The sequence below is a fragment of the Pseudoduganella sp. GW821-FHT11H04 genome, from assembly GCF_058807935.1.
Map to the genome: position 1 here is coordinate 45,798 of NZ_JBXARE010000002.1, position 23,762 is coordinate 69,559.

Below are 23,762 nucleotides of genomic sequence, written 5' to 3' on the forward strand. Positions count from 1 at the left end.
CGACGTTTTTTGCCTTTGGCCACAAGACAAAGCGGTGCTACGCAGGTTCTCTGACGTCGCGCCGCTTTTTCTTTGAGTTATACGATGACAATCAAAATCTCTATCGACTGCATGGGTGGCGATCACGGCCCCTCAGTCACGATTCCCGCTGCACTCTCATTCCTCAAGCACGAACCGAACGCCGAGCTGATCCTTGTTGGCCTGGAAGACGTTTTGCGTGCTGAGCTGAAGAAGCACCACGCCGAGGCCGAGTCGCGCCTGACCATCCTTCACGCTTCCGAGCAGGTCACCATGGATGACCCGCTTGAGGTCGCATTGCGCCGCAAAAAGGATTCGTCGATGCGCGTGGCGATCGAACAAGTCAAGGGTGGCAATGCCTCCGCTTGCGTTTCCGCCGGTAATACCGCCGCCCTGATGGCTGTCTCGCGCTATGTGCTGAAGACCATGCCTGGCGTCGACCGTCCTGCCATCTGCAGCATCTTGCCAAACATGAAGGGCGGCCCCACCTATGTTCTGGATCTGGGCGCCAACGTTGACTGCGAGCCGCACCACCTGCACCAGTTCGCCATCATGGGTTCGGTGCTGTGCCAGGCCTCGGAAGGCATCGAACGCCCGACCATCGGCCTGCTGAACGTCGGTACCGAGGACATCAAGGGCAATGAGGTGGTGAAGGCTACTTCTGAGCTGCTGAAGGCCGACCATGAGCATGGCAAGCTGAACTTCCACGGCAACGTAGAGGGCAACGATATTTTCAAAGGCACCACCGACGTCGTCGTTTGCGACGGCTTTGTCGGCAACGTGACGCTGAAGGCCATTGAAGGCATGGCGCGTTTCGTGAAGATGGTGCTGGAGACCGAATTCAAGCGCAACCCGCTGACCATGCTGGGTGCATTGATCGCACGCGGCGCCCTGAAGATGATCGCGCAGCGCCTGAACCCGGCTCGCTACAATGGCGCCGGCTTGCTTGGCCTGCGCGGCCTGGTGTTCAAGAGCCATGGCGGCGCCAAGGTGGAGGCCTTTGAATGGGCTATCCGCCGCGCATTTGACGCAGCAAAGAACGACGTACAAGAGCATCTGTCGGCATTGATTGCCGAACTCATGCCGAAAGAAGAGCCGACAACCGAACCGAGAGACACGCATGACCCTGTACAGCAAGATCGTAGGCACGGGCAGCTACCTGCCTGAAAAACGCGTCACTAACGAAGAACTGGCTGCCCAGCTGGCAGCCAAGGGCATCGAGACTTCCGACGAGTGGATTGTGTCGCGCAGCGGCATCTCCGCCCGTCACTACGCGGAACCTGAGCAGTCGTCGTCCGACCTGGGCGTGATCGCTGCCAAACGCGCGCTGGAAATGGCCGGCATGCAGCCGGACGATATCGACCTGATCATCGTGGCGAGCTCCACGCCTGACTTCTACGGTAGCTTCCCGAGCACCGCCTGCATCGTGCAGAAGAAGCTGGGCATGACCAATAACTGCGCGGCAGTGGACGTGCAAGCCGTATGTTCCGGCTTCGTCTACGCTGTGTCGACCGCGGACAGCTTCATCAAATCCGGCATGCACAAGAACGTGCTGGTGATTGGTGCGGAAGTGTTCTCGCGCATCCTGAATTTCGAAGACCGCACCACCTGCGTGCTGTTCGGCGACGGCGCTGGCGCCATCGTGATGAGCGCGTCGCAAGAGCCAGGCGTCCTGGCGTGCAAGCTGCATGCGGATGGCCGCCACTCCGATGTGCTGCGCGTGCCGGGTACCGTGAACAACGGCGCGATTGCCGGTAGCGCCTTCCTGTACATGGATGGCCAGGCTGTGTTCAAGCTGGCAGTGTCCGTGTTGGAAAAGGTAGCCTACGAGGCGCTGGACGCTGCAGGCATGACTTCCGACCAGATCGACTGGCTGATCCCGCACCAGGCCAATATCCGCATCATGAACGGCACCGCCAAGAAGCTGGGCATGAACCCGGAGAAGATGGTTGTGACCGTCGACCAGCATGGCAATACTTCCGCTGCTTCGATCCCGCTGGCGCTGGACGTCGCTGTGCGCGATGGCCGCGTGAAGAAGGGCGATGTCGTGATGATGGAAGGTGTAGGCGGTGGCTTCACATGGGGTGCCGTGCTGGCGCGGATGTAATAAAATGCAGTCCTTTTTAGAATAAGAAGTCTAAAGGTTGAAAGATGAATAAATTCGCATTCGTATTCCCTGGCCAGGGTTCCCAGGCCGTGGGCATGATGGAAGGCTTTGCCGGCAACCCAGTGGTCGCGCAGACCCTTGCCGAAGCTTCCGACGCATTGCAGTTCGACCTGGCCAAGCTGATCGCTGAAGGCCCGAAAGAAGAACTCGACCTGACTACCAACACCCAGCCGGTCATGCTGACCGCAGCCGTGGCTGCTTACCGTGCCTGGATCGCCGCTGGCGGCCCGGTGCCGTCCGTGGTTGCCGGCCACTCGCTGGGCGAGTACTCGGCCCTGGTTGCGGCAGGCGTGATTTCCTTCAAGGATGCCGTGCCGCTGGTGCGCTTCCGCGCGCAAGCCATGCAGGAAGCCGTGCCGGTAGGGCAGGGTACCATGGCTGTGATGCTGGGCCTGTCCGATGAAGACGTGCGTGCTGCCTGCGCTGAAGCGGCCGCCGCCGTTCCAGGCGAAGTGGTGGAAGCCGTTAACTACAACGCTCCAGCGCAAGTCGTGGTCGCCGGCCATACCGCAGCCGTTGAAAAAGCCTGCGAAATCGCCAAGGCTAAAGGCGCCAAGCGCGCCATGCGCCTGCCGGTTTCCGCGCCGTTCCACAGCACGCTGCTGAAACCTGCTTCGGATCGCCTGCGTGACTACATGGCATCGATCCATTTCAATGCGCCGCAAATCCCATTGATCAACAACGTCGATGTGGCCGTGCTGAACGACCCTGCATCCATCAAGGACGCCCTGGTGCGCCAGGCTGCATCCCCAGTGCGCTGGGTGGAAACCATGCAGAAGGTTGCTGAAGAAGGCATCACCAATGTGGTGGAATGCGGTCCGGGCAAGGTCCTGATGGGTCTGGCCAAGCGTATCGACGCTCGCCTGGTAGGCGAAGCGGTCTACGACCAGGCGACCCTTGAGCGCATGCTGGAAACCCTGAAATAAAAAAAGGATAACAATGACTCTCGCTAATCAAGTAGCTCTGGTGACCGGCGCCTCGCGCGGTATCGGCAAAGCAATCGCACAAGAACTGGCCCGCCAGGGCGCCAAGGTGATCGGCACCGCCACCACCGAAGCCGGCGCGGAAGCCATTTCGGCCTACCTGGCTGAGATCGGCGCGGAAGCAGGCAAGGGCATGGTGCTGAACGTCACCAACGCCGAGCAATGCGCTGCCATCATCGACGATATCTCGAAAACCTACGGCGCAGTTGGCATCCTGGTCAACAACGCCGGCATCACCCAGGACAACCTGGCCATGCGCATGAAGGATGAGGAATGGGATAGCGTGATCGCTACCAACCTGTCTTCGGTGGGCCGCCTGTCCCGCGCAGTCCTGCGTGGCATGATGAAAGCAAAGACTGGGCGTATCATTAACATCACCTCCGTGGTGGCGTCGTCCGGCAATCCAGGCCAGATGAACTACGCTGCCGCCAAGGCGGGTGTCGAGGGCATGACCCGCGCCCTGGCCCGTGAAATCGGCAGCCGCAACATTACCGTCAACAGCGTCGCACCTGGCTTTATCGATACCGATATGACCAAGGCGCTGGGCGAAGACCAGCATTCCGCCCTGCTGACCCAGATTCCCCTGGGGCGTTTGGGCAAGCCGGAAGATATTGCTGCGGCGGTCGCTTTCCTGGCTTCGTCAGCAGCTGCATATATTACTGGTACCACCCTTCACGTTAATGGTGGTATGTATATGAATTGATACGGTTCTGCGGCATAATGCTGCACGATCGCATCATTTAATAGTGATTTCAACGTAGATCAAATCAAACGTCGAAATTAGTTTATAGGCGCGCAAACCTGCTAAAATGCGCGCTTTCCGTAACAACATATTGGAGCCATAACATGTCGGATATCGAACAACGCGTAAAGAAAATCGTCGCTGAACAACTGGGCGTCGCTGAAGCAGACATCAAGACCGAATCCTCTTTCGTTGATGACCTGGGCGCCGATTCCCTGGACACCGTTGAGCTGGTAATGGCACTGGAAGACGAGTTCGAAATGGAAATCCCAGACGAACAAGCTGAAAAGATCACCACCGTGCAGCAAGCGATCGACTACGCAACTGCACACGTCAAGGCCTAATAAGAGCCCTGACTCTCCGATCCACTCCGGGAGACTCGCTTGAGTTCTAAAAACCGTCGTGTAGTGGTCACCGGCCTTGGTGTCATTTCCCCCGTCGGCAACAGCGTTGCCGACGCGTGGAAAGCAATCACCGAGGGTAAATCCGGGATCGCTAACATTACTAGTTTTGACGCGTCGGCCTTTTCCACCCGTTTCGCGGGTGAAGTGAAGGGCTTCAACGTTGAGGAATACCTCGACGTTAAAGAAGCGCGTCACATGGATAAATTCATCCATTTCGGCATGGCAGCTGGCATCCAGGCTATCCAGGATTCCGGTATTACCGTGACCGAAGAGAATGCCGATCGCATCGGCGTGATCATTGGTTCCGGCATCGGCGGCTTGCCGATGATCGAAGCACAGAAGGAAGACTACGACAAGCGCGGTCCGCGCCGTATCTCCCCGTTCTTCGTGCCGGCCTCGATCATCAATATGATTTCCGGCAACCTGTCGATCAAGTACGGCATGCGCGGTCCAAACCTGTCCATCGTGACGGCTTGCACCACCGGCCTGCACTCGATTGGCGCGGCTGCTCGCCTGATTGAATACGGCGATGCGGATGTCATGGTCGCCGGCGGCGCGGAATCCACCGTGTCGCCACTGGGCCTGGGCGGTTTCGCTTCGGCTCGCGCACTGTCGGCTCGCAACGATGACCCAGCTACCGCGTCCCGTCCATGGGATAAGGATCGCGACGGTTTCGTGCTGGGCGAAGGCGCTGGCGTCATGGTTCTGGAAGAGTACGAACACGCGAAAGCACGCGGCGCGAAGATCTATGCAGAATTGCTGGGCTTTGGCATGAGCGCCGATGCGTATCACATGACCTCGCCTCTGGAAGACGGCGCTGGTGGCAGCAAGTCGGCGCAGAACGCGCTGAAAAATGCTGGCATCAACCCTGACCAGGTGAACTATGTGAACGCGCACGGTACCTCGACCCCGCTGGGCGACGTGGCGGAAGTCCAGGGTGTCAAGCGCACCTTCGGCGACCACGCCAAGAAGCTGGTTGTCAGCTCCACCAAGTCGGCCACCGGCCACCTGTTGGGCGGCGCTGGCGGCCTGGAGTCTGTGTTCACCGTACTGGCGATCCACAACCAGGTGATCCCACCGACCATCAACCTGTTCAACCAGGATCCGGCTTGTGATCTGGACTTCTGCGCCAATACCGCGCGCAATGCCACGATCAACTATGCGCTGAAGAACTCCTTCGGCTTCGGCGGTACCAACGGCAGCCTGCTGTTCGGTAAAGTCTAAACGGAACTTCCAAGCCTCGCCCCGGTCTTAGGACTGGGGCGAGCGCTTCTGCTGTACCCCCCACACAATTCATTTATTTCTATGTCGATCGCGGCATCTGTCGCTGTTCGTCCGTCGCCATGCCTGCGCGTTTTGCGGGCAGGGATTGTTGCGTCTGTGCTGGTCGTGGGCGCCTGGAGCGGGCAGCCCTTGCTGGCGGCCGCCGTGCTGGCTGGCCTGAGGCGTGAAGCCATTTGCAGCCGTATTGATATTTCCGGTGTCGGAGAAATCCGCCTGACGGTATACCAGAAACAGAGCCGGGCTCGCTTACTGGACGGCTGCACCGTCTGGCCGGGCGCCATGCTGCTGCACGCCGAACTGGATGATGGGCAGCGCCTGTGGCTGGCCTTGCTGTCCGACTCGGTCGCGACCGGCCAGTGGCGCTGCCTGCAGGCCGCCATCCGGGCGCAGCTGCAAAAAATGTGAACCAATCTTCGCGGGGCTGATCTGATGAAGGTGGACCCAGATCGTGAGCTGGTGGAGCGGGCCCGGGCTGGGGAGCTGGAGGCGTTCGACCTGCTGGTGGCGCGTTACCAGCGGCGGTTGCTGCGCCTGGTGCTGCGGCTGCTGCGCGACCCGGCCGAGGCCGAGGATGTGGTGCAGGAGACTTTCCTCAAGGCTTACCGCGCCTTGCCGCGCTTTCGGGGGGATGCGGCGTTTTATACCTGGCTGTACCGGATTGCCCTGAACGGCGCGCGCAATGCGATTTTGCGGCGGCGGCAGCGCGGTGCGCCACATGGCGTGGCGCCGTCCCAGCTGCCAGTGCAGCCGCCGGAGATCGGTACGCCGGAGTCGATGCTGCTTAGCAAACAGGTGATGCTGGCGATCGATGCGGCGATGGAGGCTTTGCCGCTGGAATTGCGCACCGCCATCGTGCTCCGGGAAATTGAGGGCTTGAGTTATGAGGAGATTGGGCAAATCATGGAGTGTCCGCTGGGAACCGTGCGCAGCAGGATTTTTCGTGCGCGCGAGGCCATTGCGCGGAGGCTGCGGCCTTTGCTGGATTTGCCTGTTGATAAGCGTTGGTGAGGAGGGGCAATGATTGTGCTGCCGGATGATGATGAATTGCCCGTAGCTGCCCAGGTCAACGGCTTGATCGGGGATGCGCTGCGGCAGAGCGTGGCCGATGCGGAGCTCAGTCCGGGCTTCGCGGCACGACTGGCCACGGCGCTCGCGCAGGCAAGATCGCAGGTGGCACAGGACGGAGCGGGCGCGGCAGTGGGCGAGGGTGTGCCGGGTGCGGCGGGGCAGGGTTCGGAGGCGGCTGAAGCTGCCTCTTGAAACATGGTGGAGGTGTCCGCAACATATCGACACAATATCCGGCTCCCGTTTAACACGAAGCTGATTTATATTGCTCTTACCTCATTGACTTTCATCATTCGCAACCATGAAAAAAACCATGATTTCTGCGCTGGTGCTCAGTGCAGCTTCCCTTGGCCTGCCGGCCGTTGCCGGTTTCGCTCCCGCCTATGCAGCCGCCCCCGCCGTAGCCGGCTTACCGGACTTTGCCGACCTGGTCGAGCGCGTCGGCCCGGCGGTCGTGAATATCCGGACCACCGAACGCATTTCACAGAAGGATGTCGACGCGGCCGGCCAGGCCGATGAAATGCAGGAATTCCTGCGCCGCTTCTTTGGCGGCCAGATGCCGCGAGGCCAGGGCCAGTCGCCGCGCCGCCGCAGCCTGCCGACGCCTGGCCAGGAAATCCAGCGTGGCATCGGTTCTGGTTTCGTGGTGTCCGCTGATGGCTATGTGCTGACCAATGCCCACGTGGTCGATGGCGCCGACGAGGTCTACGTGACTTTGACCGACAAGCGCGAATTCAAGGCCAAGGTGCTGGGCGCCGATTCGCGTGCCGATGTGGCCGTGTTGAAGATCGATGGCAGCAAGCTGCCTTACCTGACCATCGGCGATCCAAACAAGGCGCGCGTAGGCGAGTGGGTGATCGCGATCGGCTCGCCATTCAACCTGGAGAATACTGTGACCTCCGGCATCATCTCGGCCAAGGCGCGCGATACCGGCGACCTGCTGCCGCTGATCCAGAGTGATGTCGCGGTCAACCCGGGCAACTCGGGCGGCCCGCTGATCAACCTGAGGGGCGAGGTAATCGGCATCAATTCGCAGATCGCCACGCTGTCGGGCGGCTATAACGGCATCTCCTTCGCGATCCCGATCGATGAAGCGATGCGTGTGGCCGACCAGCTGAAGAAATCCGGCAAGGTGACCCGTGGCCGCCTGGGCGTGCAGATCGGCGAACTCAATAAGGATGTGGCGGAGTCGCTGGGCCTGAAGAATAACAAGGGCGCGGAAGTGACCCAGGTTGAATCGGGCAGTCCGGCGGACAAAGCCGGTGTGCGCGTGGGCGACATCGTCATCAAGTACAACGGCAAGGATATCGACCGCTTCGCCGACCTGACCCGCATGGTGCTGGGCACGACGCCGGGCACCAAGACTACTCTGACCGTGTGGCGGAAAGGCGCGCCATCGGACCTGCACGTGACCGTGGGGGAGGCCGATGCCGACAACAAGGTAGCTGGCAAGTCCGGCGGCAAGAAGGGCGAGAAGAAGGGCGAAGAGCCTGCTTCGGGCGCCAATGCCCTGGGCTTTGTGGTCAGCGACCTGACTGCGGCGCAAAAGCGTGAGCTGGGCGTAACTGGCGGTGTGATTGTCGAAGACACCGACGGCCCGGCCGAAGCTGCTGGCCTGCGCCAGGGCGACATCCTGCTGATGCTGAACAACCAGGACATTGTGGACGCCAAACAGTTCAATGCTGCCGTCGCCAAGCTCGATGCCAAGAAAGCCGCGGCCGTGCTGGTTCGCCGAGGCAGCCAGGCACAGCACTTCTCGTTGCGTCCGGCGCCAGCCTCCAAGTAATCATCAGCAACCAACGCCGCCGCGCGTTTGTCGCCCCTCAAGGCGGCAAGCCCGCGGCGGCGTTACATTTGGCGTATCCCGTTTTGCGTACAGAGCAAGCCATGCCGCATGAGTTTGACAACTACGATGCGCACGCCGAAGATGAAGCTATTCGCACAAGGGTGACCATTGTGGAGCGGGATTCACAAGCTATTTTGACGCGTCTCGACAGGGAAATGGCGACCAAGGCCGACCTCGAACGGGCGGTTGCGACCATTGTTAAATGGACAGTTGGCGCACTGCTCGGATTTACAACTATGTCGATCATGGTCATGACATTTGTGCTGAACTATGCGCCGCCTCCGCAGGGGCGGTTTGCAAAGCTGGCGCCGGAACAGGTGGCTGCGCCGGCGCCGGCCCAGCCGCCTGCGATCATTATCAACATCCCGCCGGGCGCGCTACAATGGCAGCCCGCGCCCGAGGGGGCGCAGCCTAGTCCACGCAAGCCCTGAATGCACTTCACCCTGTACTCCCGCTCCTACTGCCACCTGTGCGATGACATGCTGGTAGCCCTGAATGCCCTGCAAACCCCGGGAAAGCCCTTCACCGTCGAAGTGATCGACGTCGATGCCGACGAGGCGCTGGTAGCGAAGTTCGATGAGCTGGTGCCGGTGCTGTTCGCCGATCTGAACCAGCCGGAGCTCTGCCATTACTTCCTGGATGAAGCCAAAGTCCGCGCCATGTTGTCAAAATGACTGCCGAATCATTGCCTAATTAGCAGTATTTCACAGCCTCCCCTCTAGAAATCCGGCTTTCCCCTCTGAAATCCGGTAAAATGCCGGGGGTTACCCTTGCAACGAATTCCATAAAAAGGCGCATGAGCGCCTTTTTGTTATAGCTCGCTTCGATTTTTAATGAACAACATTCGCAATTTTTCCATCATCGCCCACATTGACCACGGCAAGTCCACGCTGGCGGATCGCATCATCCAGCTGTGCGGCGGCCTTTCCGACCGCGAGATGGAAGCGCAGGTCCTGGACTCCATGGACCTGGAACGTGAACGCGGCATCACCATCAAAGCCCAGACCGCAGCCCTGCGGTACAAGGCGCGCAACGGCGAAATCTACAACCTGAACCTGATCGACACCCCAGGCCACGTCGACTTCTCCTATGAAGTCAGCCGTTCCCTGTCCGCCTGCGAAGGCGCGCTGCTGGTGGTGGACGCGTCGCAGGGCGTGGAAGCGCAGACCGTGGCCAACTGCTACACCGCGCTCGACCTGGGCGTGGAAGTGGTGCCGGTGCTGAACAAGATCGACTTGCCGAACGCCGACCCGCCAACCGCCATTGCGGAAATCGAAGACGTGATCGGCATTGAGGCCGGCGACGCCGTGCACTGCTCGGCCAAGACCGGCCTGGGCGTGGAAGACGTACTGGAATCGATCATCGCCAAAGTGCCGCCGCCAAAGGGCGACCCGGAAGCGCCGCTGCAAGCCCTGATCATCGACTCCTGGTACGACTCCTACGTGGGCGTGGTGATGCTGGTGCGCGTGGTGAACGGCACCCTGCGTCCAAAAGAAAAGATCCGCCTGATGGCGACCGACTCGGTGCAGCTGGTGGAAGACATCGGTATCTTCTCGCCGCGTTCCGTGTCGCTGCCGCAGCTGAGCGCAGGCCAGGTAGGCTTTGTGATCGCAGGCATCAAGGAACTGAAAGCCGCACGCGTGGGCGATACCATCACCACCGTGACCAAGCCGGCCACCGCGCCTCTGCCGGGCTTCAAGGAAGTGCAGCCGCAGGTGTTCGCCGGCCTGTTCCCGGTCGAGGCCAACCAGTACGATGCGCTGCGCGACTCGCTGGAAAAACTGAAGCTGAACGACGCTGCGCTGATGTATGAGCCGGAAGTGTCGCAAGCGCTGGGCTTCGGCTTCCGCTGCGGCTTCCTCGGCCTGCTGCACATGGAAATCGTGCAGGAACGCCTGGAGCGCGAATTCGACATGGACCTGATCACCACGGCGCCGACCGTAGTGTATGAGGTGGAAATGCGAGACGGTACCGTGCTGCACGTCGACAATCCGTCGCGCATGCCCGACCCGAGCCACATCAACGAAGTGCGCGAGCCGATCGTCACCGTCAACCTGTACATGCCGCAAGAGTATGTCGGTTCCGTGATTACCCTATGTATCGGCAAGCGCGGTATCCAGATGGACATGGCTTACCACGGCCGCCAGGTGAAGCTGGTGTACGAAATGCCGATGGCCGAGATCGTGCTGGACTTCTTCGACAAGCTGAAGTCGACTTCGCGCGGCTATGCCTCGATGGACTACGAGTTCAAGGAAAATCGCGCCGCCGACGTGGTCAAGGTCGACATGCTGATCAACAGCGAGAAGGTCGACGCGCTGGCCATCATCGTGCACCGCGCCAATGCGCCATACCGCGGCCGTGCCGTGGCGGCCAAGATGCGCGAACTGATCCCGCGCCAGATGTTCGACGTGGCGATCCAGGCCGCGATCGGCTCCAACATCATCTCGCGTGAAAACGTGAAAGCGATGCGCAAGAACGTGCTGGCCAAGTGCTATGGCGGCGACATCAGCCGTAAGAAGAAACTGCTGGAGAAGCAGAAAGCTGGTAAGCGACGCATGAAACAAGTGGGCTCCGTGGAGATCCCGCAAGAGGCATTCCTGGCAATCCTTCAAGTGGACGAGAAATGACACTGCAATCCATCCTGGGCAATTTCGCTTTAATCCTGTTCGTCTTGATGGTGGTGACGGGGATCATCTGGGTCCTCGACCTGGTGGTGTTCTCCAAGCAGCGCCGCGCTGCCGCCAATAAGGCCCTGGTCGAATACGACGAACGCATGGCACGCTCCGCCGCCAACGGCATTCGCATGGACGAGCAGGGCAATGCCCGCTCCAAGCTGGAATCGGACATCCTGCGCCAGCCGACCTGGATCGAATACTCGGGCAGCTTCTTCCCGGTGATTGCGCTGGTATTCTTCCTGCGCTCCTTCCTGTGGGAACCGTTCAAGATCCCATCGTCCTCGATGGTGCCGACCCTGCTGATTGGCGACCTGATCCTGGTGAACAAATACACCTACGGCATTCGCCTGCCGATCATCAACAAGAAGGTGGTGCAGCTCAACGACCCCCAGCGTGGCGACGTGATGGTGTTCAAATATCCGAAGGACATGAGCCAGGATTACATCAAGCGGGTGATCGGCGTGCCGGGTGATAAAATTGTTTATCAAAACAAGCGCTTAACGGTGAACGGCCAAGTGGTCAGCTATGCTGGTATGGAAGACTACCTGGAAGAGGGTACCCTTACTTACCAGAAGCAATTTAGTGAGCAACTGGTCAATGTACAGCACCGCATCCTGAACGACGAAACGAAACCGCCTATTAACCTGGGCCAGGTGGAAGATTTTCCGGGTCGTGAGGCGTGTACTTTCAACTACGAAGGTTTCTCGTGTGTAGTGCCTGAAGGAAATTACTTTATGATGGGCGACAATCGGGACAATAGTGCCGATAGCCGTTACTGGGGTTTCGTACCAGACAAGAATATCGTGGGTAAAGCATTCTTCGTCTGGATGAACCTGGGTAATTTCAATATTGACCGGCTTGGCGGCATTCGCTAAGCCCACAGGGAGAGAAGATCAAATGCGCATTCAGCGTGAACGTGGTATCAGCCTGGTAGGCTTGATCATTATTATCGCCATCCTCGGCGGGGTTGGCCTGCTCGCGATGCAGGTCATTCCGACGTACATCGAATATCGCGCCATCATGGGTGCGATCGACCGCGCCAAGCGCGATGGCGGCGAGAACGTCAAGGCGATCCAGGACTCGTTCAACAAGAGCGCGGAAGTGGGCTATATCTCCGCTATCCAGGGCCGCGACCTGCAAATTACCCGCGACGGCGGCGAGTTTGAAATCAGCTTCGCCTACGAGAAGAAGATCCCGCTGGCCGGTCCGGCCAGTCTGCTGATGGAATACGAGGGCACGACGGCCAAGGCCGCGACGAAGAAGAAAGCTGCAGAATAAGTGATGAAATTACAGTTATTGCAAACCAGGTTAGGCTACACGTTCCAGGATGCTGGATTGCTCCAGCAGGCCCTGACGCACCGTAGCCACAGCAGTTTGCATAACGAGCGGCTGGAATTCCTTGGCGACTCCATCCTTAACTGCGTGGTCGCCTCCATCCTGTACGAACGTTTCAATTCCCTCGACGAGGGCGACCTTTCGCGCGTACGTGCGAACCTGGTCAAGCAGCAATCGCTGTTCGAAATCGCCCAGAAGCTGGAGCTGTCGCAGTTCCTGCGCCTGGGCGAGGGCGAACTGAAGTCGGGCGGCTTCCGCCGTCCGTCGATCCTGGCCGATACGCTGGAAGCGCTGCTGGGCGCCATTTTCCTGGACGGCGGTTTCGACCAGGCGGCGGGCGTCATCCGCGCCTTCTACATCCCGATCCTGGATACCGTCGACCCGCAGACCCTCGGCAAGGACGCCAAGACCCTGCTGCAGGAATTCCTGCAATCGAAAAAGATCTCGCTGCCGCTGTACAACGTCGTCGCCACTCACGGCGCCGCGCACAGCCAGGAATTCGAGATCGAGTGCCTGGTGCCCAAATTAGGGATCCAGGTGTTTGGGCGTGGCGGCAGCCGCCGCGCCGGCGAGCAAGCCGCCGCCAAGCTGGCGCTGGAAGTTGCTGAAGAAGCGCTGAAAAAAGCGCCGGCGGCCAGCCGCAAGCCGCGCCAGCGTTCGCCCCAGCTCAAGCTGGCCGGCATCGCAACGGTACAGGGCGACGAAGCTGCCGACAAAAAGCTCGCCAAACAATAATTGAATTGAGTTTGACCATGACTACCGCACCTACTCCCGCCGGCTTCCGCTGCGGTTACATCGCCATTGTCGGCCGCCCGAACGTGGGCAAGTCGACCCTGATGAACACCCTGATCGGCGCCAAGGTCAGCATCACCTCGCGCAAGGCGCAGACCACGCGCCACCGCATCACCGGCATCCAGACCGTCAGCGATGCGCAGTTCATCTACGTCGACACGCCGGGCTTCCAGACCCGCCACTCGAATGCGCTGAACAAGACGCTGAACAAGACCGTCACCAATACGCTGGAATCGTCGGACCTGATCCTTTTCATCGTGGAAGCGGGCACCTTTGGCCAAGCGGACCAGCAAGTGATGGACCTGCTGCCAAAGAACGTGCCGGTGATCCTGGTGATCAACAAGTCCGACCGCGTGAAAGACAAGGCTGTGCTGATGCCGTTCGCGCAGCAGATCGCCGAGAAGTTCCAGTTCACCGCGATTGTCCCGGTCAGCGCCAAGCTGCGCTTCCAGCTGGACGGCCTGCAAAACGAGATCAAGAAGTACCTGCCTGAAAACGAACCGGTCTTCGGCGAAGACGACATCACCGACCGCAGCGAGAAATTCCTGGCGTCGGAAATCGTACGCGAAAAACTGTTCCGCTTTGTCGGCGACGAACTGCCATACACCAGCACCGTACTGATCGAGAAATTCGAGCAGGAAGGCAACCTGCGCCGCATCTTCGCCGCCATCCTGGTGGAGCGCGACGGCCACAAGTCCATGATCATCGGTAACAAAGGCGCCCGCCTGAAAGAAGTCAGCACCCAAGCCCGCCTGGACATGGAAAAACTGTTCGGCGGCCCGGTCTACCTCGAGATCTGGGTGAAAGTGAAATCCGGCTGGGCCGACAACGAAGCCGGCCTGCGCGCATACGGCTACGAATAATGTCCACCTTGGGGTCAGGAACAAAGGTGGACATTTTGACCGTGGCTGAAAAAATGTCCACTTCCGTTCCTGACCCCAAGGCGGACATTTCGGTGCCGGCGCAGAAGCGTCGGGCGCCGGGGCAGCAGCGTACGGTGGGTACGCGCGTCACTGGGCAGCCGGCATTTGTGCTGCATTCCTATCCTTATAAAGAGACATCGCTCATCGTCGAGCTGTTCACGCGCGACTACGGGCGGGTGGCGTTGATCGCGAAGGGCGCCAAGCGTCCACATTCGCAGCTGCGCGGCGTGCTGCAAACCTTTCAGCCGCTGACTACCGGCTGGACCGGTAAGAACGAATTGCGCACGCTGACCGATGCCGATTGGGTCGGCGGCATGCTGCCCCTCGAAAAGACTGCGCTGCTTTGCGGCTTCTACCTGAACGAACTGCTGGTCAAGCTGACTGCGCGCGACGATGCGCATGCCAAGCTGTTCGATCATTACGTCTCCACCCTCAACCAGCTGGCCCATAACGAGCCCGCGCCCATCGTGCTGCGCAAGTTCGAAATGGCGCTGTTGAAGCAGACCGGCGTGGCGGCGGACCTGACCCGCTGCACCGTCACGCGCACAAAAGTCCAGCCCGATGTACATTACGTGGTGGACCCTGAGCGCGGCCCGCGTCCCGAGCGCGCTGACGATAGCGCGCCGCGCGTCGCCGGCAAGACCCTGCTGGACATGGAGCGCGAAGATTACATCGACCCGGCCACGCAGGCGCAAAGCAAGCAGCTGATGCGCTATCTGCTGTCCTGGCACCTTGGCGGCGCGCCATTGAACACGCGCCAGATACTGATCGATTTGCTGCAACTTTAAGAAAAAATATGAGCTTCCTGTCTCCCTCCGGCACTATCATCGACCTCGGCGTGAACATCGACCACGTCGCCACGCTGCGCAATGCGCGCGGAACCGTGTATCCGGACCCGATCCGCGCTGCGTTGCTGGCCGAGCAGGCCGGCGCCGATTGCATCACCCTGCACCTGCGCGAAGACCGCCGCCACATCAAGGATGCCGACGTGATCGCGCTGGCGCCGCAGCTGGTCACCCGCATGAACCTGGAAGCGGCCGTAACCCAGGAAATGATCGACTTCGCCTGCCGCATCAAGCCGGCCGACGTTTGCCTGGTGCCGGAAAAACGCACCGAGATCACTACTGAGGGCGGCCTGGACGTGGTGCGCTTCTACAAGGAAGTGGAAGCGGCCGTAAAGCAGCTGCAAGGGGAGGGTATCCGCGTGTCCCTGTTCATCGACGCCGATGAACAGCAGATCAAGGCCGCAGCCGCCGTTGGCGCGCCAGTCATCGAGCTGCATACCGGCGCCTATGCCGATGCCGAGGGCGAAGCGCAGGCGCGCGAACTGGCCCGCGTCAAGGATGGCGTGCGCTGGGGCGTGCAGAATGGCCTGAAGGTCAATGCCGGCCACGGCCTGCACTACACCAATGTGCAGGCGATTGCCGCCATTCCCGAAATCGCGGAACTGAATATCGGCCACGCCATCGTCGCCCACTCCATCTTCGCCGGCTGGGAAAATGCCGTGCGCGAAATGAAGGCCATCATGGTGTCGACCCGCCTGGGCGCGAAATGATCTACGGGATCGGGACGGACGTCAGCAAAGTACCCCGCATCGCCGCCGCGCTGGAACGCAGCGGTGAGCGTTTTGCACGCAAGATCCTCGGTCCCGACGAATTCCTGGTCTACCAGGAGCGCTGCGCCCGCAGCCCGGTGCGCGGCGTACGCTATGCCGCCACCCGCTTCGCCGCCAAGGAAGCCTTTTCCAAGGCGCTGGGCCTGGGCCTGCGCCCACCGATGACCTGGCACACGGCGCAATTGCTCAATGATGATTTGGGCAAGCCATACATGGCCTGCAGCGGCGCGCTGGGCGATTTCATGTTGCAGAATGGGCTGGTCGCCCATATCTCCGTGAGCGATGAAGAGGATTACGCGGTCGCCTATGCGATCGTCGAGCGATCGAATGACTGAAGAGACTTTAGACCCACGCGAACAGGTGCTGGCCACCGTTGCCAAGCTGCCAAACCTGCCCGGCGTGTACCGCTACTTTGACGCCGAAGACAAGGTGCTTTACGTGGGCAAGGCGCGCGACCTGAAAAAGCGCGTGTCGAGCTACTTCCAGAAGAATTTATCGAGCCCGCGCATTGCGCTGATGGTCGAGCGCATCGCGCGCCTTGAGACCACGGTCACGCGCAGCGAGGCCGAAGCCCTGATCCTGGAAAATAACCTGATCAAGGCCCTTCAGCCGCGCTACAACATCCTGTTCCGCGACGATAAGAGCTATCCCTACCTGAAGATCACGGGCGACGAGATCCCGCGCATGGTGTACTACCGTGGCGCCGTCGACCGCAAACACCAGTATTTCGGCCCGTTCCCGTCGTCGTGGGCGGTGCGCGAGTCGATGCAGATCCTGCAGAAGGTATTCATGCTGCGCACCTGCGAGGACAGCGTGTACATGAACCGCACGCGCCCATGCCTGCTGCATCAGATCGGCCGCTGCAGCGGTCCTTGCGTGGGCCTGATCGCGCCCGAGGCATACCGCGAAGACGTCAACAACGCGGCGCGCTTCCTGCGCGGCCGCCAGTCGGAGGTGATGGAGGAGCTGGAGCAGAAGATGCTCGCCTACGCCACCGAGCTTAAATTCGAGCAGGCGGCGGCGGTGCGCAACCAGATCCAGTCCCTGTCGAAAGTGCTGCACCAGCAGTCGATGGAGACCACCGGCGACCAGGACGTCGATATCCTGGCCGTGGTGGTGCAGGGCGGACGCGCCTGCGTCAACCTGGCGATGGTGCGCGGCGGCCGTCACCTTGGCGACCGCGCCTACTTCCCGACCCATGTGATGGATGCCGAAGTCGTGGCCGAGCGCCCGATCGAGGAGGAGGTGCTGGCCGCCTTCCTGGTACAGCATTACCCGGAAAAATCGATCCCCGGCACCCTGATCCTGAATATTGAATTCGACCAGCCGGAGCTGATCCTGGCGCTGCAGGAGCAGTGCGGGCACCGCATCCACCTGGTGTTCCAGCCGCAAGGCCAGCGCCGCCAATGGCAGGAGCTGGCGCAGAAGGGCGCCGAGATCTCGCTGGCGCGCCTGCTTTCCGAGCAAGGCTCGCAGCAAGCCCGCACCCGCGCCCTGGCCGAAGTGCTGGGGCTGGAGAACGAAGACCTCGACACCCTGCGCGTGGAATGCTTCGATATTTCGCACACGGCGGGCGAAGCGACCCAGGCTTCCTGCGTGGTGTTCCATCACCACCAGATGCAGAACGGCGAATACCGTCGCTACAACATCAACGACATCACTCCGGGCGACGATTACGCCGCCATGCGCCAGGTGCTGACGCGCCGCTACGAGAAAGTGGCGGGCGGCGATGGCGTGATGCCGGACGTGGTGCTGATCGACGGTGGCAAAGGCCAGGTCGAAATGGCGCGCCAGGTCTTCGTTGAACTGGGCCTGGACATCGGCCTGATCGTCGGCGTGGCGAAAGGCGAGGGCAGGCGCGTTGGCCTGGAGACGCTGGTGTTCGTCGATGGCCGCGAACCGCAGGAACTGGGCAAGGAGTCCGCAGCGCTGATGCTGGTGGCCATGATCCGCGACGAGGCGCACCGCTTTGCGATCACCGGCATGCGTGCCAAACGCGCCAAGGCCCGCCAGACTTCGCGGCTGGAAGAGATCGAGGGCATCGGCGCAAAACGCCGCCAAAAGCTGCTCTCGCGCTTCGGCGGGCTGAAAGGCGTGATGAACGCCAGCATCGAGGATTTGAAGTCTGTCGAAGGCATTTCCGATACCCTGGCGGAAGAGATTTACCGGCAGCTCCACTAAAACCGGTACGCGGCCGCCGCAGGCTAGGTGTCTGACCCTGAGGGTCAGACACCGGTTTACCGGTTTTCACAGCGAAATTGGCTTTGAACGCGCCGCCGTTATACACTAGCGGCGCGTCATTACAATTCTTATACACCGCATATGCCTTTCAACATCCCGATCCTGCTGACCTGGTTGCGCGTAGCGCTGATTCCCCTGGTCGTAGGCGTGTTCTACCTCCCCGAAACCTGGCTCACCGTTCACGAACACAATCTCGCCGCGACGCTGATCTTCATCGTGGCCGCGGTAACCGACTGGTTTGACGGCTTCCTGGCCCGCCGCTGGAACCAGACTTCGGCCTTCGGCGCCTTCCTCGACCCGGTAGCGGACAAGCTGATGGTGGCGGCAGCCCTGCTGGTGATCGTCAACCTCCGGCTCGACCCTTGGCACCCGATCCTGGCCCTGATCATCATCGGCCGCGAAATCACGATTTCGGCCCTGCGCGAGTGGATGGCGCAAATCGGCGCCTCCAAATCGGTCGCAGTGCACCAGATCGGCAAGATCAAGACGGCAGCGCAAATGACCGCCATTCCCCTGCTGCTGTACCAGGACGTGCTGTTCGGCGCCATCGATACCCGCGTGGTCGGGCATATGCTGCTGTGGATCGCCAGCGTGCTGACTGTGTGGTCCATGTTCTACTACCTCAAGAAGGCATGGCCGATGATCAAGGAACGCGGGGCAGCTTGAGCTAAATAGCAATATTGCCCCTTGACAGCGCCTATAGATCATCTATAATGCTGGCCTGCTGTTGATGACAGCGCAGTAATGCGAAGCGGGAGTAGCTCAGTTGGTAGAGCGCAACCTTGCCAAGGTTGAGGTCGAGAGTTCGAGACTCTTCTCCCGCTCCAAAAGTCATCGGCGACATAGCGGTAACTAAGCAGTAACAATCGCTGGAAATATGAGAATGTTTCTGCGATAATGCGGTTCCTCTGAAATGCGGGAGTAGCTCAGTTGGTAGAGCGCAACCTTGCCAAGGTTGAGGTCGAGAGTTCGAGACTCTTCTCCCGCTCCAGTTCACTGGAGCAGCAGTAAAGTAGCAAAAGTTGAAATTCACTCCAAGCGGGAGTAGCTCAGTTGGTAGAGCGCAACCTTGCCAAGGTTGAGGTCGAGAGTTCGAGACTCTTCTCCCGCTCCAGGTATTTCAAACCCAATGCGGGAATAGCTCAGTTGGTAGAGCGCAACCTTGCCAAGGTTGAGGTCGAGAGTTCGAGACTCTTTTCCCGCTCCAGAATTCCAGGAGATCGCGATCTGCCGCGGCTCTGAAAACCCCTTCGGCGGGGTAGCAAAATGGTTATGCAGCGGCCTGCAAAGCCGTCTATGCCGGTTCGATTCCGGCCCTCGCCTCCAAAAGATGAAAAATCCTCGCTTCGGCGGGGATTTTTCATTTCCGGCTTCGATTTTTGCGAAATTCGCACCGTTGGTGAAATAGTCATGGAAAAGCCCGTCAAGACTCCCCAGGAAGCGCTCAAATTGCTCATCGCCACCTGGCGCCGTGCCGCTCCCTTTTTCGCGAGCATTGAAGTCTGGCTGATGGTGGCGGTGGCGGCGGCCATTGTCGGCGGCATCTTCCTGGCCGCGTTGGGCGATGCGCGCTGCTTGTTGGCCATTGGCTTCTCAGTCGGCTACCTGGTGCTGCGCCCGGTGCTGCACGCCAAAGGCATTCTTCGTTGGCCATTCCTCTAAGTCCTGCGGGCCTACTTGAGGAACTGTATCAGCCTGGGTAGAACTTCAGGCGTTGCTTCTTCCATCAGCCAGTGCCCGCTGTTCTTGATGACGACGCCCTCAACGTTGTTGTCGACCAGGCGGGCCTGCTGGATCAGGAATTCACCCGATGCTTTCTCACCTGTGAGCACCAGCATGGGCATGGTCAACGGCGTCTTCATGTAATTCGCGAACTCTTCCGCGTCCTTGGCAAAGGCGCGGAAGACTTCGAAACCTGCGCGCATATGGCCCGGCTGCGCATACTCGGCCGCGTAGAATTTGCGGTCCGCTTCGCTTAGCGATTTCGTTTTATCGGCAGCGAAGTCGTTCCAGAAGTGTTCGAAGTAAACGCGTTCGCGTCCTTTGACCAAGGCGAGCGGCGTCTCTCCATAGAAATGGAAGTGCCACAAGTCGCGCAGCAGCCAGACATCTTTCCAATTTCCGACGCCAGGCAGGAAGGCATCCATCAGCGCGATCTTGCTGACTTCCTGTGGATATTGGGCGGCATACGCGTATGCGACCATCAGCCCAATGTCGTGCCCCACAACCTTGGACGACTTGATCCCGAGGCTGACCGCCAGCGCGTGCACGTCCTGCGCCATCACTGATTTGGTGTAAGGCCCCTCGGGCAGGCCGGATTTTCCAAATCCCCGCAGGTCTGGCGCAATCACCAGGTGGTCTTTCGAGAGTTGGCTGATCAGAGGAAGCCACATATGGCTCGACTCGGTGTAGCCGTGCAGCAGGATGACCGGATCGCCTTTGCCTGCGGCCAGGTAATGAATCCGCACGCCATTTACTTCCGCAAAATTACTCCTGGGTGCCTGTGCATTCGCAGGCCCGATGTAGACGCATAGCGCCAGCACGCCCATGGAAAGCATTTTGGTAATAGTCCGCAGCATGATGATCTCCTGTTGTTGAAGCAACAGGATATACAAGCGGTCACAAGCGACATACACACTATCGGGTGGTTTCTTTCTATACAATAAACTGCGTTACGAGCGTTTTAAAGCCACATTCAACAGCCGGTCACGAATCCCATGAAGAGTGCATCGCTTTTTTTCAGAATGACTTCTTTCGTGTTGGCAATGTTCGCTTGCAGCTTGTCCGCTCAGGCTGCCTCGATTGATTTGCACCACACCAGTTGGACAGCGCGCGATGGCGCCCCAACCATGATTTTGTCCATGGCCCAGACCAGGGATGGCTGGCTGTGGTTGGGTGGTCCGACCGGCCTGTACCGATTTGACGGGATGCAGTTTGAGCGCTTCGTACCGTCCAACGAGGCCCTGTTAACGAGGAATGTCAGTGTGGTCAATGCCTTTACCGATGGCGCCTTGTGGGTTGGATTTCGCACCGGTGGCGCTGCCCGGCTCGAGGGTGGACGCATCCGCAACTACGGCGAGCGCGATGGATTGCCCAGCCGTGCGGTATGGGGAGTGGAACAGGACGGCGACGGCCGAACGTGGGCGGCGACGGCACAGGGGATGTACTACCTTGAAAACGACCGCTGGCAAGCCGCTGCAAGCGCGTGGCAGGTGCCTGCCGCCTGGTTCAAGACATTGATGCGTGACCGTGAAGGCGTGCTGTGGGCGCAAGGCGATACCGGAGTTTATTTCCTGCGTCCGGGTTCCACGCAGTTCGCCAAAGCGCCGGTCAGCAGCGGCACCGGGGTTCTCTTTAATCTGCCAGGCGGCGTGGTGAGCTGGGATGCGGCGCGCGCCCGGTTCAATCGGGTGGCAGGCTTCATGCAGGGCGACAATCCGGTCCAGTGGGAGCGGCTCGGCGACCCCACAAGCCTGCTGTTCGACCGCCAAGGCAATCTCTGGGTCGGGCGCAAAGAGGGAATTGAATACCGTACCGCGAATGCGTCCTTCCGTACCGCTCCGCAGCAGGGTTTAAGCGGCCCTTCGGTAGGGGCGATATTCGAGGACAGGGAAGGCAATATCTGGGCCGCCACATCCAATGGGATCGATCGGTTTCGAGGACGGCGTTTGGCCCGGATCGAAGTTCCGGAATCGGCGATAGGCGGGGCCATTATGGCCGACGATAAGGGCGGGGCCTGGATAGGCGGGTTCCACGTGGCTCCCGGCGATGCCGGTGCGGCAAAGATCACGCCGCTATGGCCGGCGGGCCGCGAGGGTTGGGGGAACCTGTTGACCAGTTTTACCAGGACCAGCGATGGCACCATATGGGGTTCTTCCTTTGGCGCACTGCACCGCATCCAGGGGCAGGGCAGCCGCAGGATTGCGCTGCCCGGCAGCATCGGCAACATGATCGTCACAAGTGTGCTGGCGGACAGTAACGACGAGCTGCTGGCGGCGGTTCAACAATTAGGCCTGTACCGCAGGAAATCCAGCGGCGACTGGGAAAAGGACGGGGATGGCGGGGAAGTCAATGTGATGGCGCGCTCGCGGGAGTCGGGCCTGTGGCTAGGTTATTTCCCCGGGCGCGTTGTCCATGCCGAGGGTGGGCAAAAGCGTAGTTATGGCCCGGCTGAGGGCCTCACGATTGGCCTGGTGATGGCGCTGCATCCGCATGGCCGCCATGTCTGGGCTGGCGGCGACAATGGACTTGCCCTGTTTCAGGCGGGCCGCTTCAGGCAGCTCACTGGCGTCGACGGCCAGGCCTTTGATGGCATCTCCGGAATCGTCGAAATGGATAACGGCGACCTTTGGCTGAATGCAACGGCTGGACTATTCCATGTCGAGGGCGAGGAAATTGCACGATTCAAACGGGAGCCGGATTACCGGGTCCAGTACGAAAAACTGGACCAGCTCGATGGGCTGGAGGGCAGTGCGCCGCGCGTTTCACCATCGCCTTCGCTGGTGCTTTCGTCCGACATGCACTTATGGATTGTCAGGTCGACCGGCGTGTTCCGGCTTGATCCGCGCGAGCAACTGCCGCCGGCGCCTGCGCAGCCGGCCATCATTAAAACGATCGGGCCGCCCGGCGAGGGCAAGGCCCTGCAGGACGGCATGCGGCTGGCTCCAGGCGTCACCGCATTACAGGTCGATTTCACCGCTCCTTTGCTGGCGATGCCGGAGCGGGTGCGCTTTCGTTTCCGGCTCGACGGAGCCGATGCGGAATGGCAGGACGCCGGTACCCGCCGCAGTGCGTACTTCAGCGGCCTTCCGCCTGGCGACTATCGCTTTCACGTTGCAGCTTCCGATTACAGCGGCAAATGGAGCGACCTGCAAACCACGGTGGGTTTCACGGTCGTGCCGACCATGACCCAGACCTGGTGGTTCAGGATGTTGTGCGGGGTGTTGCTGTTGTCAGCCGCCTACCTGGCTTACCGCTGGCACATCGGGCGCCTGGCAAGGCGCCTGGCCTATCAGCTGCAGGAGCGCGTTCACGAACGTGAACGCATTGCCAGGGAGTTGCATGACACGCTGCTGCAATCGGTACAGAGCTTGATCCTGCACATCCATGCCGCCGTGTTGAAACTGCCGGCAAGAGATGCCATGCGAATACAGCTCGAATCCGCGTTGCAACAGGCTGACGATGTTGTCGATGAAGGCCGCGGCCGCATCCGGGAGCTACGGGGCGAAGACGATAGCAATCTGAGTTTTCCTGATGCGGTAATGGCCGCGGCGAGCCGTTTGCAGCCTGGCGAGGTTAGCGCTATCCAGTTGACGGTCAAGGGCACGGTACGCCAGCTTGAGCACACGATCCACCGGGAAGCCCTGGCCATCGTGAGCGAGGCGATCGTCAATGCATACAGCCACGCCCAGCCAAGCAGGATAGAGGTGGAGCTTGAGTATGGCAGGCGGGAATTCCGTTGTGTCGTACGCGATGACGGTGTCGGAATACCGCCGGAAATCCTGGACGATGGCGGGCGCCAGAATCATTGGGGACTGCGCGGAATGGCTGAAAGGGCGGCATGGATCAACGCCAGGCTGGCGCTGAGAAGCTGTGCCGAGGCCGGGACCGAATGGCAGCTGACGCTGACAGGTGCCCTGGCTTACACCCGATAGGGTAATCCCGGCATGCCA

At 60.3% G+C, this 23,762-nt stretch carries 25 protein-coding genes and 5 tRNA genes; 29 read left to right on the forward strand and 1 reads right to left on the reverse strand.

What is annotated here, in order from left to right:
• Positions 1 to 84: 84 nt before the first annotated feature.
• The 28 genes from plsX to AC1RTP_RS04190 all read left to right on the forward strand — a co-directional run bounded on the left by plsX (position 85) and on the right by AC1RTP_RS04190 (position 19,752).
• Positions 85 to 1,185: a phosphate acyltransferase PlsX gene (gene plsX, locus AC1RTP_RS04055; RefSeq protein ID WP_498604973.1), complete on the forward strand. Its 1,101-nt coding sequence runs from the start codon at positions 85 to 87 to the stop codon at positions 1,183 to 1,185.
• Entirely contained in the window at positions 1,139 to 2,125 is a 987-nt protein-coding gene (locus tag AC1RTP_RS04060) for a beta-ketoacyl-ACP synthase III (protein ID WP_498604975.1), read from the forward strand. The genes plsX and AC1RTP_RS04060 overlap by 47 nt, the downstream gene beginning before the upstream one ends.
• Positions 2,126 to 2,169: 44 nt before the next feature.
• A complete protein-coding gene (gene fabD / locus AC1RTP_RS04065) occupies positions 2,170 to 3,111 on the forward strand; it encodes an ACP S-malonyltransferase (RefSeq protein WP_498604977.1) in 942 nt (313 codons plus the stop codon).
• A gap of 13 nt (positions 3,112 to 3,124) precedes the next feature.
• The gene (gene fabG / locus AC1RTP_RS04070; RefSeq protein ID WP_498604980.1) at positions 3,125 to 3,871 is read left to right on the forward strand and encodes a 3-oxoacyl-ACP reductase FabG; all 747 of its coding nucleotides are present in this window, start codon (positions 3,125 to 3,127) and stop codon (positions 3,869 to 3,871) included.
• Positions 3,872 to 4,014: 143 nt separating this feature from the next.
• Positions 4,015 to 4,254 (forward strand): acyl carrier protein, encoded by a 240-nt coding sequence (gene acpP / locus AC1RTP_RS04075; protein WP_055936274.1) that lies wholly within the window; start codon positions 4,015 to 4,017, stop codon positions 4,252 to 4,254.
• A 39-nt stretch (positions 4,255 to 4,293) separates the two neighbouring features.
• On the forward strand, positions 4,294 to 5,538 hold the full coding sequence (gene fabF / locus AC1RTP_RS04080) for a beta-ketoacyl-ACP synthase II (RefSeq protein ID WP_498604983.1): 1,245 nt from the start codon (positions 4,294 to 4,296) through the stop codon (positions 5,536 to 5,538).
• Between the two features lie 81 nt (positions 5,539 to 5,619).
• Positions 5,620 to 6,003, forward strand: coding sequence for a protein YgfX (locus AC1RTP_RS04085; protein ID WP_498604985.1), 384 nt, complete (start codon positions 5,620 to 5,622; stop codon positions 6,001 to 6,003).
• Positions 6,004 to 6,027: 24 nt separating this feature from the next.
• Positions 6,028 to 6,606, forward strand: coding sequence for a sigma-70 family RNA polymerase sigma factor (locus AC1RTP_RS04090; protein ID WP_498604986.1), 579 nt, complete (start codon positions 6,028 to 6,030; stop codon positions 6,604 to 6,606).
• A 9-nt stretch (positions 6,607 to 6,615) separates the two neighbouring features.
• Complete coding sequence (locus AC1RTP_RS04095) at positions 6,616 to 6,858, forward strand: hypothetical protein (protein WP_498604987.1); 243 nt, start codon at positions 6,616 to 6,618, stop codon at positions 6,856 to 6,858.
• 118 nt (positions 6,859 to 6,976) lie between these two features.
• Positions 6,977 to 8,449, forward strand: a complete 1,473-nt coding sequence (locus tag AC1RTP_RS04100; protein ID WP_498604988.1) for a Do family serine endopeptidase — start codon at positions 6,977 to 6,979, stop codon at positions 8,447 to 8,449.
• A gap of 101 nt (positions 8,450 to 8,550) precedes the next feature.
• Positions 8,551 to 8,940 carry a hypothetical protein gene (locus AC1RTP_RS04105; protein WP_498604990.1) on the forward strand — a complete coding sequence of 130 codons (390 nt, stop codon included), beginning with the start codon at positions 8,551 to 8,553 and terminating at the stop codon, positions 8,938 to 8,940.
• Complete coding sequence (locus AC1RTP_RS04110; RefSeq protein ID WP_498604992.1) at positions 8,941 to 9,183, forward strand: glutaredoxin family protein; 243 nt, start codon at positions 8,941 to 8,943, stop codon at positions 9,181 to 9,183.
• 159 nt (positions 9,184 to 9,342) lie between these two features.
• The gene (gene lepA / locus AC1RTP_RS04115) at positions 9,343 to 11,136 is read left to right on the forward strand and encodes a translation elongation factor 4 (RefSeq protein WP_498604993.1); all 1,794 of its coding nucleotides are present in this window, start codon (positions 9,343 to 9,345) and stop codon (positions 11,134 to 11,136) included.
• Positions 11,133 to 12,059, forward strand: a complete 927-nt coding sequence (lepB, locus tag AC1RTP_RS04120; RefSeq protein ID WP_498604995.1) for a signal peptidase I — start codon at positions 11,133 to 11,135, stop codon at positions 12,057 to 12,059. The genes lepA and lepB overlap by 4 nt, the downstream gene beginning before the upstream one ends.
• Positions 12,060 to 12,081: 22 nt before the next feature.
• Entirely contained in the window at positions 12,082 to 12,462 is a 381-nt protein-coding gene (locus tag AC1RTP_RS04125) for a DUF4845 domain-containing protein (RefSeq protein ID WP_498604996.1), read from the forward strand.
• A 3-nt stretch (positions 12,463 to 12,465) separates the two neighbouring features.
• Complete coding sequence (rnc, locus tag AC1RTP_RS04130) at positions 12,466 to 13,254, forward strand: ribonuclease III (protein WP_498604997.1); 789 nt, start codon at positions 12,466 to 12,468, stop codon at positions 13,252 to 13,254.
• Positions 13,255 to 13,271: 17 nt separating this feature from the next.
• The gene (gene era / locus AC1RTP_RS04135; RefSeq protein ID WP_498604999.1) at positions 13,272 to 14,174 is read left to right on the forward strand and encodes a GTPase Era; all 903 of its coding nucleotides are present in this window, start codon (positions 13,272 to 13,274) and stop codon (positions 14,172 to 14,174) included.
• Positions 14,175 to 14,227: 53 nt separating this feature from the next.
• The gene (recO, locus tag AC1RTP_RS04140; protein WP_498605825.1) at positions 14,228 to 15,022 is read left to right on the forward strand and encodes a DNA repair protein RecO; all 795 of its coding nucleotides are present in this window, start codon (positions 14,228 to 14,230) and stop codon (positions 15,020 to 15,022) included.
• Positions 15,023 to 15,030: 8 nt separating this feature from the next.
• Positions 15,031 to 15,789: a pyridoxine 5'-phosphate synthase gene (gene pdxJ / locus AC1RTP_RS04145; protein ID WP_498605001.1), complete on the forward strand. Its 759-nt coding sequence runs from the start codon at positions 15,031 to 15,033 to the stop codon at positions 15,787 to 15,789.
• Positions 15,786 to 16,184 carry a holo-ACP synthase gene (gene acpS, locus AC1RTP_RS04150; protein ID WP_498605002.1) on the forward strand — a complete coding sequence of 133 codons (399 nt, stop codon included), beginning with the start codon at positions 15,786 to 15,788 and terminating at the stop codon, positions 16,182 to 16,184. The genes pdxJ and acpS overlap by 4 nt, the downstream gene beginning before the upstream one ends.
• Positions 16,177 to 18,030, forward strand: a complete 1,854-nt coding sequence (gene uvrC / locus AC1RTP_RS04155; protein ID WP_498605004.1) for an excinuclease ABC subunit UvrC — start codon at positions 16,177 to 16,179, stop codon at positions 18,028 to 18,030. The genes acpS and uvrC overlap by 8 nt, the downstream gene beginning before the upstream one ends.
• 141 nt (positions 18,031 to 18,171) lie before the next feature.
• A complete protein-coding gene (gene pgsA, locus AC1RTP_RS04160) occupies positions 18,172 to 18,756 on the forward strand; it encodes a CDP-diacylglycerol--glycerol-3-phosphate 3-phosphatidyltransferase (RefSeq protein WP_498605005.1) in 585 nt (194 codons plus the stop codon).
• Between the two features lie 85 nt (positions 18,757 to 18,841).
• A tRNA-Gly gene (locus AC1RTP_RS04165) sits at positions 18,842 to 18,917 on the forward strand.
• A gap of 88 nt (positions 18,918 to 19,005) precedes the next feature.
• A tRNA-Gly gene (locus AC1RTP_RS04170) sits at positions 19,006 to 19,081 on the forward strand.
• Positions 19,082 to 19,128: 47 nt separating this feature from the next.
• Positions 19,129 to 19,204: transfer RNA gene (locus AC1RTP_RS04175), tRNA-Gly, on the forward strand.
• Between the two features lie 17 nt (positions 19,205 to 19,221).
• Positions 19,222 to 19,297 (forward strand) — tRNA-Gly (locus AC1RTP_RS04180).
• Positions 19,298 to 19,342: 45 nt separating this feature from the next.
• Positions 19,343 to 19,416, forward strand: a tRNA-Cys gene (locus AC1RTP_RS04185).
• Positions 19,387 to 19,752, forward strand: coding sequence for a hypothetical protein (locus AC1RTP_RS04190; RefSeq protein WP_498605006.1), 366 nt, complete (start codon positions 19,387 to 19,389; stop codon positions 19,750 to 19,752). The genes AC1RTP_RS04185 and AC1RTP_RS04190 overlap by 30 nt, the downstream gene beginning before the upstream one ends.
• Before the next feature lie 11 nt (positions 19,753 to 19,763).
• On the opposite strand, the gene AC1RTP_RS04195 is transcribed toward AC1RTP_RS04190, so the two are convergent.
• The gene (locus AC1RTP_RS04195) at positions 19,764 to 20,669 is read right to left on the reverse strand and encodes an alpha/beta fold hydrolase (protein WP_498605008.1); all 906 of its coding nucleotides are present in this window, start codon (positions 20,667 to 20,669) and stop codon (positions 19,764 to 19,766) included.
• Between the two features lie 138 nt (positions 20,670 to 20,807).
• On the opposite strand from AC1RTP_RS04195, the gene AC1RTP_RS04200 reads away from it, so the two are divergent.
• The gene (locus AC1RTP_RS04200) at positions 20,808 to 23,744 is read left to right on the forward strand and encodes a sensor histidine kinase (protein ID WP_498605010.1); all 2,937 of its coding nucleotides are present in this window, start codon (positions 20,808 to 20,810) and stop codon (positions 23,742 to 23,744) included.
• The last annotated feature ends 18 nt before the right edge of the window (positions 23,745 to 23,762 follow it).